We start from the raw sequence: 11,727 nt of genomic DNA, 5'->3' as shown, positions 1-11,727 counted from the left end.
CAAATCCGGCATTCCTCCTCCGATGCCGGATTTTTTTGTGCCTTGTTCATGGCCGAGCCCCTGGCAGGCGAAACCTATTCGGGAATGGACTGGAGCAGACTGTCGATCAGGCGCCGGTCGAGATGCGGCCGGGCGGCGGCGAGCAGATCGCGCTCGAGCTGCCGGTCCGTATCGGCGAGGATGCGCGCGCCCGCTTCCACCTGTCCGCCGAAGATGCGGAGCGTTGCGGGCAATCCCTCGCAATCGGGCAAGGTCAGAATGAGACCGCGATAGCCGAGACCGGGCGGCGGCAGCCCGCCGGCAGGGCTTGCCGGCGGCAGCATGCGGATGAACTCGCATATCTGGCCGGCAAACTCCGCCGATAGCGCCCATTGCGGATTGGGCAGACCCGAAAATGCATCGATCACGAGGGTCGCGGGCATGTCGTATCCTTTTCAGCCGCCGGCTGCTTCTGCCGGCGCGACGTCAGGAGATGGTAACCCAGCTTCCCGTGATCATGTAGGTGCAGAAATCGGTGTAGGGACCCCGGTCGCAGGTTTTCGGATCGGTGATCGGATTGTTGGAATCGTCCGTGTTCCGCGCAGCGGTCTCCCCCGCCTTGTGCGACCAGCAGCCGACATTGTCCTGACGGTACCAGTGATAGTCCTTCCCCGGCCAGATCACCAGCGCCACATACCATCCCGCGCCGGCCTTCAGCGGCGTCGAGAAGTCCGCAGACGGCTTGAGCCCGTCGCTCTGCGCGGAAGGCTGCACACCCTTGCAGCTTAGCCCCGTGATGGGCATCCCCGTCGCCCGCCCCGGCTGGGCGAAGGTATCGGTCGCCTGATTGTTGGCGTAGTTGTAGCAGTTGTTCTTTGGCTGGCGCTGCGGCGTGTTCCAGAAGTCCGGATCGTAGGCAGGGGCGTCCGCCGCCACGCATTTCGGACAGCCGGTACCCGTAGTCGCCGCAGAGAGGCGCGACGCCGGGGTCTTGAAGGCATTCTGAATGTAGTTGAGCGTGTCGGGTTCGATGAACGCCTTGCCGGTCGAAACGATGAAGTCCTCGAGTTCGGGAATGCCGGAGACATACACCGAGCCGTTGTTGAGTTCGGCTTCCCGTGAATCGACCAGGGGAGCCGCGACGCCGTCCTGCGTCGCGATCGGCGTGATTTCGACGCCGCGATACCCGAGCATGCGCGGCGCCGGAGCGACACCGAACCTGTCCTGATAATTCTGCGAGCGCTTCAGCAATTCGCTCGCCTGCGCGCCGGTGAGAACCCAGTGCGGATTTTCCCGTCCGGAATACATATCGAGTGTTACGAGATATGACATGTTCGCCTCCTTGTTTCAGCACGAACAGGGTAGGCAATACAATTCGAAGTATATTTTGATTTAAACCAAAATATTTATGAGAGAATATCCGGCGATGCTTCGGCAATCGCCCGCTCGCGCAAGTCACGGCGGATCACCTTGCCTGTCGTGGTCAGCGGAAGACTGTCGACGAAGGCGATCTCCCGCGGATATTCATGCGCCGAAAGCCGTGTCTTCACCCAATCGCGGATCTCGTTCGAGAGCGCCTCGCCCGGCTGGTACCCCGCCGCCGGCACGATATAGGCCTTGACGATTTCCGTGCGCACCGGATCCGGCTTGCCGACGGCCGCAGCCAGCGCCACGCCCGGATGGCCGGCCAGGCAGTCCTCTATTTCCGATGGCCCGATGCGGTAGCCCGATGAGGTGATCACGTCGTCGTCGCGCCCGAAGAAGGTGATATATCCCTCCTCGTCGCGGACACCCTGATCGCCGGTCAAAAGCCAGTCGCCGATGAACTTGGCCCTTGTCGCCGCCTCGTTCCGCCAGTAGCCGAGAAACATCACCGGATCGGGACGCCTGACCGCGATCTGCCCGCTCATGCCGGGAGCCACCTCGTTGCCCTCATGATCGATGACAGCGACCTCGTGGCCGGGCACCGTCTGGCCGATGGCGCCGCCCCTGGTCACGCCCTTCACCTGGCAGGAGGCGAGCACGAGATTGCACTCGGTCTGGCCGTAGAACTCGTTGATGGTGAGGCCCAGTTCGCGCTTGGCCCATTCATAGGTTTCGCGGCCGAGCGACTCGCCACCCGACCCGATCGTCCGCAACCTGAGATGAAACCGCGCGCGCGGATCCTTCACCGTCTTCATGATCCGAAGCGCGGTCGGCGGGATGAAGGCGTTGCGCACGTCCATCTCGTCGAGAATGCGAAAGGCGAGCTCCGGGTCGAACTTCTGCGCCGGCGAAGACACGACGGGAACGCCAAGCAGAAGCCCCGGCAGGAGCACGTTCAGCAGACCGCCCGCCCAGGCCCAGTCGGCAGGCGTCCAGAGCCGGTCGCCGGGCTGCGGCAGGAATTCGTGATGCGTCTGCACGCCGGGAATATGGCCGATCAGCACCCGATGCGCATGCAGCGCGCCCTTGGGCGGTCCGGTCGTGCCGGAGGTGAAGATCATCATGGCCGGATCTTCGAGCCCGGCCTCGATAAGGAGCGGCGCATCGTCATATCCATCGATCAGCGCGGCGAAAGGGACATGTTCCCCCGGCGCACCGTCGGCGATCACCAGTTGTTCGAGCTCCGGGACATCGCCGCGGATCGGGGCGACCTTGTCCGCGCCGGTTTCCGTCGTCACGAGCACTTTCGCGCCCGAGGCCTTCAGCCGGTGGCCGAGCGCTTCCACGCCGAACAGGAGCGCCAGAGGTACCGCGATCGCGCCCATCTTGTAGATCGCCACATGTGCGATCACCGTGGCAAACCCCTGCGGCAGCATCAGCGCCACCCGGTCGCCGCGCGTTACTCCAAGTGCCGCGAGCCCGCGCGCTAACGCGTTCGAGCGCCGCGAAAGTTCGCCATAGGTGAGAGACAGGTGATTGCCGTCCGGCGAGAAATGCTGGAGGCATATGCGGTCCGGCTCGCGCGCCGCCCAGTCGTCCGATACCGCCCGGCCGATATTGAAATCAGCGGGCAGATCCCAGACGAACTCGCTCCGGGCCGCGTCGAATGGAATGTCGGGATTGATCAGCAAGCGGAATGCTCCGGCTACGGGGAGGTCTACCCGTTTCAGACGAGTTCCGATTTAGCGGGAGAAGCAGCTCATGACCAGAAATTTCCGAGACACGCGTCCTCAGCCGAAGGTGAGTGCGGCGGCTCCGACAAGCAGCGATCCATATGTCCCGAGCATGCCCAGGGCCCGCAGAGGCGTCGATCCGAGAAGCATTCCCACCGGATGGGAAATCCGGCCAATAACCAGCAGCGCAGCGATTGCCAGCAGCCAGGCGTCGCCGGCTCCCCGGAATTCGGCAAGACCGCAGACAACCACCGCAAGCGGCACATATTCGATGAAATTGCCCTGGATGCGGATGCGACGCATGAGATACGGGTCGTCGCCCATCCCAAGGTTCACGCCGGCCTTCATCCGCGCCAGGCTGACCGAAACACTGAGCGCGACGAGTGCGATGGCGGCAATGGAGGCCAGGATTGTCGTGATTGGCAGCATGGTCGGTTCTCCCTGTTGGAGGAACCATCCACTTTGCACTTGCATTTTGCAAGTATAAAATTCAGACTGAGGCATGACCACTTTCCGCTCCGGCTGCCCCATCACCTCGTCGCTCGATATCGTCGGCGACAAATGGACCCTCGTGATCCTGCGCTCCATGGCAATGGGAGCGACGAGTTTTGCCGAGCTCATCGCCCTGCCGGAAAAAATCGCCACCAACATCCTCGCCTCCAGACTTGGACGCATGGAGGAGACCGGACTTATCGTGTGCGATCAGGCTGGTCAGGGGCGCCGGCGCGGCGTCTATCGCCTCACCCGAAAGGGCGCCGATCTTCTGCCGGTAGTTCAGGCGCTCGCCCGATGGGGTGAAACCCATCTTCCGGACCGCTGGACGGTACCGGAAAAATTTCGCGACATGACCAGCGAGCAACTGATCGGATAGATCGAGCGGAAGAAAATGGTGCCCCTGGCCGGGATCGAACCAGCACTCCTTGCGGAACTCGATTTTGAGTCGAGCGCGTCTACCAATTCCGCCACAGGGGCTTGCCCCGCGCGGGTCGCGGGAACGGCGGGACTATATTCACCGACGCTGTCGGGTCAAATGCTTTTTGGCGGTTTCATTCACGAAGCGGGACGAAGTCGTGATGGGCACATCATCGTGATTGGCCCGCGACATCGAAACGCTTCCCTCTCGGGCCGATCCCTTCTAAAAGCGCGGACGACTGATCACTTCTGACGGGACCGCCATGCTGCGCCGCCTCTATGACTGGACCATGTCGCTCGCCGCGACCCGCCACGCGGAAAAAGCCCTCTTCGGCGTCTCCTTCGTCGAAAGCTCGATCTTCCCCATCCCGCCCGACGCGCTTCTGATCCCGATGGTGCTGGCGCGCCGCGAGAGCTGGATCCGGCTGGCGCTGATCTGCACGGTCGGCTCGGTGCTGGGTGCGTTCATGGGCTATGCGATCGGCATGTTCCTGTTCGAGACCATCGGCCAGCCGATCCTCGCCTTCTACGGCAAGGCGGATTCCTTTCAGGAACTGAGCGCCTGGTACAATTCCTCCTCCTGGGGCGGATGGGCGATCTTCGGCGCGGCGATCACCCCCTTTCCCTACAAGGTGGTCACGATATTCTCGGGCACGACGGGCTTCAACCTGCTGGCCTTCACCGTCATATCGGTCATCGGCCGCGGGTTTCGCTTCTTCCTTGTCGCGTTTCTTCTCTACAGGTTCGGCGATCCGATCCGCGTCTTCATCGAGAAGTATCTCAATCTTCTCTTCATCCTCTTCGTTCTCCTGCTCGTCGGCGGGTTGTACGCCGTAAAGTTCGTGTTCTGACCATGATCAAGCATCTCACCGCACCGGCGGGTCCCAGCCAGCTCTACACCGCGCTCTTTCTCGCCGTCGCCATGGCGGCGGTGGTGGGGGCCGCACTCGGCTTCGAACATATCGGCGGCTACATCCCCTGCGCGCTCTGCCTGATGGAACGCGATCCCTATTACTACAGCGTTCCGCTGATGATCCTCGCGGCGCTGGCGGCGATCTTCAAGGCACCGGGCAGCATGGTGCGCGGGCTCCTGCTCGTCGGCGGCATCCTGATGGTCTATGGCGCCGTTCTCGGCATCTATCATTCGGGCGTGGAATGGCACTGGTGGGCGGGACCGGCGACCTGCGCCACCTCGGCACTGGGCGTGACGGTCAACGCCGGCGACCTGCTGGCCGACATCAATTCCAAGAAGCCGCCGTCCTGCGATGCCGCAGCGCTGCGCGTGCTGGGTCTGTCCTTTGCCGGCTGGAACGTCGTGGCGAGCGTGATCCTCGCATGGATCGCCTTCCGGGGCGCCTTCAAGCGGGCCTGAACGGGTCCGTCGCAAAGACCCCGGCGAAAAGCGCGCACAAAAAAAGCCCGTTCAGGGCTGCAGCTCCACGTCCCAGTAGAGATAGTCCATCCAACTTTCATGCAGATAGTTGGGTGGAAACGACCGGCCGTTATTGTGCAGATCCTGTACCGTCGGCCTGAACGGCTTCTGGTGCGGCAGCATGCCGGCATGTTCCGGCATCAGCCCGCCCTTCCTGAGGTTGCAGGGCGAACAGGCCGCCACGACGTTTTCCCATGTCGTCTGGCCGCCGCAGCGGCGCGGGATCACATGGTCGAACGTCAGATCTTCCGACGAGCCGCAATACTGGCATTCGAAATGATCGCGCAGGAAGACGTTGAAACGGGTGAATGCCGGGTGACGTGACGGCCGCACATAGCTCTTGAGGCAGACGACGCTCGGGATCTTCATCGAAAAGCTTGGCGAAGACACCAGCTGCTCGTACTCGGCAACGATGTTCACACGGTCGAGAAAGACCGCCTTCACCGCATCCTGCCACGACCACAGCGACAACGGGTAGTAACTCAGTGGCCTGTAATCCGCATTCAGCACCAGTGCAGGAAGTGCCTGCGGAGATACATGGATCGTCAAGTCTCACTCCTGATCGATTCATTACCTTACGGGGCCTTATATTAGGCGCAGTGTGACACGCTTGTGAAGCTGGCAAATTTCTGTTCGTGAACGGCTTCCCGAAACGGGGCAATCATGCGCCGAGCGGCGTCGCATCCCGCTTCATGGCGGTCGCGTAATAGGCCCACAGAAGCCGCGCGGCGACACCACGCCAGGGCGCCCAGCTCTCGGCTGTTCGCGCCAGTTGCCTTGCAGACGGCCGGTTTTCCAGACCCAGCGCATGCTGGGCCGCACTCTGCAGCGCGATGTCGCCGGAGGGAAAGACATCGCGATGGCCGGCACAGAAAAGGAGATAGACCTCCGCCGTCCACGGCCCCACACCCTTGATTGCCGTCATCAGCGCCATCGCCTCGTTCACCGGGCATTCGCACAAATGGTCGAGATCGAGCCGTTCGGGCGCCTCCGCGAGAACAAGTGATTCGGCTATGCGCCTGAGTGTTTCGGCCTTGGCGCGGGACAGCCCCACGGCGCGCGCGGCCTCGTCATTGAGCGACAGAACACCCTCCGGCGTGATGTTCCCCAGCCGGGCCTCCAGTTTGGCCTGCAGCGCGGCCGCACTCGCCTTGGACACCATCTGCGACAGGATGATCTCGGCGAGCGAGGCAAATCCCGCCGGCTTGCGCCTGAGCGGCAACGGCCCGGCCTGCGCGATCACGGGAACGAGACGAGGGTCGGCTTCGGCAAGCTGTCTCAATCCCCTGGCGATGTCGCTCTGTGTCTCGATCAGATGTGCGGCGCTTCTCATTCGCCCATGTCGGGCGCCGGACCTCATGACGTCAACCCGAAAACATGCCAAGAAGGCGGTCATGATGCATGCGCCAACCCGTAAGCCGATTGTTCGTTTCGCCCCTAGCCCCAACGGCCTGCTGCATCTCGGCCACGCCCGATCGGCGCTGTTGAACTGGCGGTTCGCGCAGGATCACGCCGGCACCTTCCTGCTCAGGATCGAGGATATCGATCGCGAGCGCTGCCGCCCCGAATTCGAACAGGCCATTTTCGAGGACCTCGCATGGCTCGGCCTCTCGTGGCCCGCGCCGGCGCGCCGTCAATCGGACCGTTTCGACGTCTACCGCGCGGCCTTGACCGAGCTCGAAAGGCTCGGCCTCGTCTATCCGGCCTTTCTGAGCCGTGCCGAGATCAGGACGCTCGTGCGGGAGAAGGAGGAGAGCGGCGAAGCCTGGCCGCGCGATCCCGATGGCGCGCCGCTTTATCCGGGCACCGAACGCGACCTCCCGGCCGATCGGCGCGCTGCGCGGATCGGCTCGGGCGCGCCCTTTGCCTGGCGGCTCGACATGAAACGGGCAATCGAGGGCCTGAAGACGCAACTCCTCTGGCAGGAGGCGCATGAGAGCGGGGGCGACGGGGCAGCGCATCCGGCGGATCCTGCGAAATGGGGCGACGTGATCCTCGCGCGGCGCGATACGCCCGCAAGCTACCACCTCTCTGTGGTCCTGGACGATGATGACCAGGGCATCACGGATGTGATCCGCGGCCGGGACCTCTTCGAGGCGACGGCGATCCACCGTCTGCTCCAGGAGATCCTGGGGCTCGATCAGCCGGTTTACAGGCACCACCGGCTGGTTGCCGACGAGAGCGGGCGCAAACTGTCGAAGAGTGATGCCGACACCGCGCTCGCCGCACTGCGCAACGGCGGCAGCACGGCAGCCGACATCGCGCGCATGGCCGGTATCGGCGCCGAACTCAGACCTTTTCCATCACCCGCTTGATCACCACGAGCAGGAAGAGAGACGCGAAGGCGCAGAAGATTGCCGTGGGGATGTGAAGCTCCGGCGTGACGGTCCGGTAGGGCAGCCTGACGAGAAGTCCGCGCCCGAGCAGGTAGCCGAAGAACAGGATCACCATGTTGCCGAGGACGCCGAAACCCACGGCGCCCAGGATCGAGTTCATTGCATTTCCAAGAAAGAACGACGCTGCTGCCGCTACCGCGAGCATGGTAAGCGTCATTTCCAGGCTCATTGTGGAATACATCGGCACCCACCTATGATTTCTCACCGGTAAGAATATACACGCCGGCGGCCCTGAACGCAGGATTACTGACAAACAGCCTGAAGACGGAGTTAAGGCGAGGTCCGCAGGCGCCACCTGCGGAGACGCGGCGTTCAGTTCGCCGTCACGCCTTCCGCCTTCGCGGCCTCCGCGGCTTCCCGCTCGGCACGGATGCGGGCCTTCACCTTCATCCGCGCGGCATTGATTTCCGCTCCGAAGATGAAGATCGCCCCCACCATGTAGAGGAACAGGAGCGCGATCACGATCGAGGCAAGCCCCGCATAGGTGGCGACGTAATTGGCCATCTCCTTGAGATACCAGGCAAAGCCCACCGCACCCACGATCCAGGCCACCAGCGTGAGCGTCACACCGGGCAGGATGTCGATCATCCGGCGCCGTCCCGCGGGAAGCCACATATGCGAGACCATCAGCCCGATCACGAGCACGACGATGGCGAGCGCGTTGCGCCAGTTGTCGAAGGCCGTGATGATGTTTTCGAGAAGCGGAAAATGTTCACGCGCCAGACGCACGATCACAGGCCCGACGACTACCAGGAAGCTCACCAGCACGATCGTCAGCACGCCCATGATGACGAAGCCGAGGCTCTGCGCCCGGGTGACATACCAGGGCCGCGTATCGGTAACCCGGTAGGCGCGATTGAGCGACAGACGGAGCGCCTCGACGCCGTTGGTCGAGAAAAGCGCTGCCGCGACCACCGAGATGGTGACCAGTCCGCCGCGATCCACCGTCAGCACCTGCACCACTTCGCGCGAAATGGGTTCGGCAATGTTTTCGGGCCAGGTGTCGAAGATCACGTATGAAACGGTTTCGGCATAGGAACTGGCACCGAGAAAGCTTGCGAGCGCGGCGCCGAAGATGACGAAGGGAAACAGTGCGAGCAGCACCGACATGGCGACGTGGCTCGACATCGCCCAGCCGTCATCCATGGTGAAGTGATAGATCGCGTCCCACAGGACCGACCGCACCCGCTTGCTTCTTTTCATCGTCTCTCTTCGCCGCCCGGGGGCAATTGCAAACCAAATCAGGTATCACATTACCAAATGGGATTCGTCGCCCAAAACGAAAGGGTCAGCTTATATGTACGATCGCAGCGGACAGAAAGTTGTCCTCATCACCGGATGCTCGAGCGGTATCGGCGCGCATTGCGCCCGTAGATTGATGCAGGACGGCTGGAAGGTGATCGCCTCGGCCCGCAAACCCGATGACATCGCGGCGCTGCGGCAGGCCGGCATCGAGGCCTTCGAGCTCGACTATGCCGACACCGGAAGCATCGCGAGCTTCTTCGATCGCGCGATGGAAGCGACAGGCGGGCGGTGCGACGCGCTCTACAACAACGGCGCGGTCAGCCAGCTGGGCGCGGTCGAGGACCTGTCGACGGACGCATTGCGCCATCAGTTCGAGGTCAATTTCTTCGGCTACCACGAACTCACGCGCCACGTCCTGCCCGTCATGCGCAAGCAGGGCCACGGGCGGATCGTCCATTGTTCCTCGATACTGGGCCGTGTGCCGGTGCGCTGGAGCGGGGCCTACAACGCCTCGAAATTCGCGCTCGAAGGCCTGGCGCTGACGCAGCGCATGGAACTGGAAGGCAGCGGCATTCGTGTCAGCCTCATCGAGCCCGGCCCGATTGCCAGCAATATCGCCACCAATGCGCTTGAATATTTCCTCGCCAATGTCGATCAGGATACGTCGCCCTACGGCACCGAATACGTCAAGCGCATCTCGATCCTGAAGGGCGATGCGAAGTCGAAGCGCCGCAAGGACGGTCCCGAGACCGTCTACAAGGCCTTGCGCCATGCCCTCACCTCGCAGCGTCCCCGCGCCCATTATCCGGTGACCACAAAGGCCAAACTCGGCATCCTGGCGCAGCGGCTCCTGCCGTCCGGCCTTCTCTACAAGCTTCTCATTCGTTCACAATGAACTGATCCGGTTGGATTGCAGCCGCATTTCTCCTATGTGAACAGGGGAAATCGAAAGGACATTCAATGTCGACAGTGACGTATATACTGGCGATCATCGCCATGGTTTCAGTGGCCTTCGTGCTGATCCGGGGCATCGTGCACATGTCGCGCGGGGGAAGCGGCAGCACGTCGAACAAGCTCATGCAGTTGCGCGTTCTCCTCCAGTTCATCGCGATCATTCTCATCGTCGCCACCCTGTGGCTGACCGGCGGCGGGCGCTGACTGGACATGGTCAAGCTCAACAAGATCTACACCCGCACCGGCGACGACGGCACCACCGGCCTCGTCACCGGCGAGCGCCGCCCGAAGAGCGATCTGAGGATCGAGGCCTTCGGAACCGTTGACGAGTTGAACTCCACCATCGGCATGGCGCGCCTGTATGTCGGCGACATGAAGGAGCTCGACGCCATGCTGTCGCGCATCCAGAACGATTGCTTCGATCTCGGCGCCGACCTCGCCACGCCGGAGATGGAGGAGAAGCCCGAATGGGACCCTCTGCGGATCGTCGATGCACAGGTCGAGCGCCTGGAAGCAGAGATCGACCAGCTGAACGGCGATCTCGAACCGCTGAAATCCTTCATTCTCCCGGGCGGATCGCCATTGGCCGCGCATCTGCATCTGGCCCGCGCGGTCTGCCGCCGCGCAGAGAGGCTGACCGTTGCCGCGGCAGCCGTGGAGGAACTCAATCCCTCCGCCATCCGCTATATCAACCGTCTGTCCGACTTCCTTTTCGTCGCCGCCCGCTGGTCCAACGACAAGGGCAGGACGGAAGTGCTCTGGGTGCCGGGGAAGAACCGCTAGAAGGCCGCTTCCGGAAGGCGGTTCTCAAGCTTCCGCATTCCCGATAATCTGATGTGAAGGGCGGCTCTGCCCGGTGAAGCTGGGGGGAGATTTCGCCTTGTTCGTGCCGCTGCATGACGGAAACGGCCTGAAATACATCAGGCTGCAATATGTGACCTGGACGTTGATCGTCCTCAATGTGATCGCTTTCCTGCTGACCGGCACGGCGACAGACCCCAACGGCGTGGTTCGCGTCGCCAATCTCAGTTTCGGCTTCATTCCCTCGGTGATCAACGGCGTCGCCATCCTGCCTCCGGAATACGTCGTCATCCCGGCGGACTTCACCTACATCACCTACGCCTTCCTGCATGCGGATTTTCTGCACCTGGCGTCGAACATGCTCTTCCTCTGGGTCTTCGGCGACAATGTCGAGGATGCGCTCGGACACCTGAAGTTCCTGCTCTTCTATCTCGCCAGCGCGGCGACCGGCGCCTTCGCCCATCAGCTTGTTCTGCCGACCTCGAACGGCCCGCTCATCGGAGCCTCGGGGGCGGTCGCGGGTGTCGTTGCCGCCTATCTCATCCTGCATCCGCGCGTCCGCGTCTGGATCCTCGTCCTGGGCCGCATTCCGCTGCCGCTGCCGGCTTTCATTCCGCTGCTGTTCTGGATAGCGATGCAGTTCTACATGGTGTTGGCCGATCCCGACGGTCAGGTGTCCTGGGCGACCCATATCGGCGGCATCATCGCCGGCGCTGTTCTCGTGGTCATCCTGAAACGCCGCGGCGTTTCGCTGTTCGATCGCACCATCGAGAGCCCCAGGGCTGTGGTCCACGAGGAGGGTCCGCCGCCTTTGCCGCCTGCCCTGCCGCAAACAGGCCAGAAAAACGATCAGGATTCTGTTCACTGGGGGCGATGAGCGGCGATGCGCGACGCATTGACGTTTACGTCA

At 62.7% G+C, this 11,727-nt stretch carries 16 protein-coding genes and 1 tRNA gene; 8 read left to right on the top strand and 9 right to left on the bottom strand.

Going from position 1 to position 11,727, the window contains the following annotated elements; genetic code table 11:
- Window positions 1-74 precede the first annotated feature (74 nt).
- From E2A64_RS14010 to E2A64_RS13995, 4 genes are all read right to left on the bottom strand, one after another.
- On the bottom strand, window positions 75-422 hold the full coding sequence (locus tag E2A64_RS14010; protein ID WP_133285137.1) for a hypothetical protein: 348 nt from the start codon (window positions 420-422) through the stop codon (window positions 75-77).
- A gap of 43 nt (window positions 423-465) precedes the next feature.
- Window positions 466-1,311, bottom strand: a complete 846-nt coding sequence (locus E2A64_RS14005; protein WP_133285136.1) for a hypothetical protein — start codon at window positions 1,309-1,311, stop codon at window positions 466-468.
- 74 nt (window positions 1,312-1,385) lie between these two features.
- Entirely contained in the window at window positions 1,386-3,032 is a 1,647-nt protein-coding gene (locus tag E2A64_RS14000; protein ID WP_133285509.1) for an AMP-binding protein, read from the bottom strand.
- A gap of 102 nt (window positions 3,033-3,134) precedes the next feature.
- Window positions 3,135-3,506: an MAPEG family protein gene (locus E2A64_RS13995; RefSeq protein ID WP_158285766.1), complete on the bottom strand. Its 372-nt coding sequence runs from the start codon at window positions 3,504-3,506 to the stop codon at window positions 3,135-3,137.
- Window positions 3,507-3,579: 73 nt separating this feature from the next.
- On the opposite strand from E2A64_RS13995, the gene E2A64_RS13990 reads away from it, so the two are divergent.
- Window positions 3,580-3,948 (top strand): winged helix-turn-helix transcriptional regulator, encoded by a 369-nt coding sequence (locus tag E2A64_RS13990; RefSeq protein WP_133285134.1) that lies wholly within the window; start codon window positions 3,580-3,582, stop codon window positions 3,946-3,948.
- A 16-nt stretch (window positions 3,949-3,964) separates the two neighbouring features.
- On the opposite strand, the gene E2A64_RS13985 is transcribed toward E2A64_RS13990, so the two are convergent.
- Window positions 3,965-4,049: transfer RNA gene (locus tag E2A64_RS13985), tRNA-Leu, on the bottom strand.
- A gap of 203 nt (window positions 4,050-4,252) precedes the next feature.
- Here E2A64_RS13985 and E2A64_RS13980 point away from each other — a divergent pair.
- Together E2A64_RS13980 and E2A64_RS13975 are read left to right on the top strand one after the other, a co-directional pair.
- A complete protein-coding gene (locus E2A64_RS13980; protein WP_133285133.1) occupies window positions 4,253-4,840 on the top strand; it encodes a YqaA family protein in 588 nt (195 codons plus the stop codon).
- A gap of 71 nt (window positions 4,841-4,911) precedes the next feature.
- On the top strand, window positions 4,912-5,361 hold the full coding sequence (locus E2A64_RS13975) for a disulfide bond formation protein B (protein WP_428977496.1): 450 nt from the start codon (window positions 4,912-4,914) through the stop codon (window positions 5,359-5,361).
- A gap of 51 nt (window positions 5,362-5,412) precedes the next feature.
- Here the strand turns inward: E2A64_RS13975 and E2A64_RS13970 are convergent, their stop codons facing one another.
- Window positions 5,413-5,970 (bottom strand): HNH endonuclease, encoded by a 558-nt coding sequence (locus tag E2A64_RS13970; RefSeq protein WP_133285131.1) that lies wholly within the window; start codon window positions 5,968-5,970, stop codon window positions 5,413-5,415.
- A 112-nt stretch (window positions 5,971-6,082) separates the two neighbouring features.
- Window positions 6,083-6,754, bottom strand: coding sequence for a DNA-3-methyladenine glycosylase family protein (locus tag E2A64_RS13965; protein WP_133285130.1), 672 nt, complete (start codon window positions 6,752-6,754; stop codon window positions 6,083-6,085).
- Between the two features lie 64 nt (window positions 6,755-6,818).
- On the opposite strand from E2A64_RS13965, the gene gluQRS reads away from it, so the two are divergent.
- Complete coding sequence (gluQRS, locus tag E2A64_RS13960) at window positions 6,819-7,736, top strand: tRNA glutamyl-Q(34) synthetase GluQRS (RefSeq protein ID WP_174235809.1); 918 nt, start codon at window positions 6,819-6,821, stop codon at window positions 7,734-7,736.
- Here gluQRS and E2A64_RS13955 read toward each other — a convergent pair.
- Window positions 7,711-7,998: a hypothetical protein gene (locus E2A64_RS13955; protein WP_133285128.1), complete on the bottom strand. Its 288-nt coding sequence runs from the start codon at window positions 7,996-7,998 to the stop codon at window positions 7,711-7,713. The genes gluQRS and E2A64_RS13955 overlap by 26 nt on opposite strands.
- Window positions 7,999-8,129: 131 nt before the next feature.
- Window positions 8,130-9,020 carry a YihY/virulence factor BrkB family protein gene (locus E2A64_RS13950; RefSeq protein ID WP_133285127.1) on the bottom strand — a complete coding sequence of 297 codons (891 nt, stop codon included), beginning with the start codon at window positions 9,018-9,020 and terminating at the stop codon, window positions 8,130-8,132.
- Between the two features lie 94 nt (window positions 9,021-9,114).
- Here E2A64_RS13950 and E2A64_RS13945 point away from each other — a divergent pair, with 94 nt between their 5' ends.
- The 4 genes from E2A64_RS13945 (at window position 9,115) to E2A64_RS13930 (ending at window position 11,694) form a co-directional block, all read left to right on the top strand.
- Window positions 9,115-9,957, top strand: a complete 843-nt coding sequence (locus E2A64_RS13945) for an SDR family oxidoreductase (protein ID WP_133285126.1) — start codon at window positions 9,115-9,117, stop codon at window positions 9,955-9,957.
- A 65-nt stretch (window positions 9,958-10,022) separates the two neighbouring features.
- Window positions 10,023-10,220, top strand: coding sequence for a twin transmembrane helix small protein (locus E2A64_RS13940; RefSeq protein WP_133285125.1), 198 nt, complete (start codon window positions 10,023-10,025; stop codon window positions 10,218-10,220).
- A 6-nt stretch (window positions 10,221-10,226) separates the two neighbouring features.
- On the top strand, window positions 10,227-10,799 hold the full coding sequence (locus E2A64_RS13935) for a cob(I)yrinic acid a,c-diamide adenosyltransferase (RefSeq protein ID WP_133285124.1): 573 nt from the start codon (window positions 10,227-10,229) through the stop codon (window positions 10,797-10,799).
- 97 nt (window positions 10,800-10,896) lie between these two features.
- Window positions 10,897-11,694 (top strand): rhomboid family intramembrane serine protease, encoded by a 798-nt coding sequence (locus E2A64_RS13930; protein ID WP_133285123.1) that lies wholly within the window; start codon window positions 10,897-10,899, stop codon window positions 11,692-11,694.
- Window positions 11,695-11,727: the final 33 nt, after the last annotated feature.

This window comes from Pseudohoeflea suaedae (assembly GCF_004354915.1).
Taxonomy (GTDB): Bacteria; Pseudomonadota; Alphaproteobacteria; order Rhizobiales; family Rhizobiaceae; genus Pseudohoeflea; species Pseudohoeflea suaedae.
The sequence above is the reverse complement of the archived record's forward strand: the minus strand, read 5'-3'. Positions and strand labels throughout refer to the sequence as shown.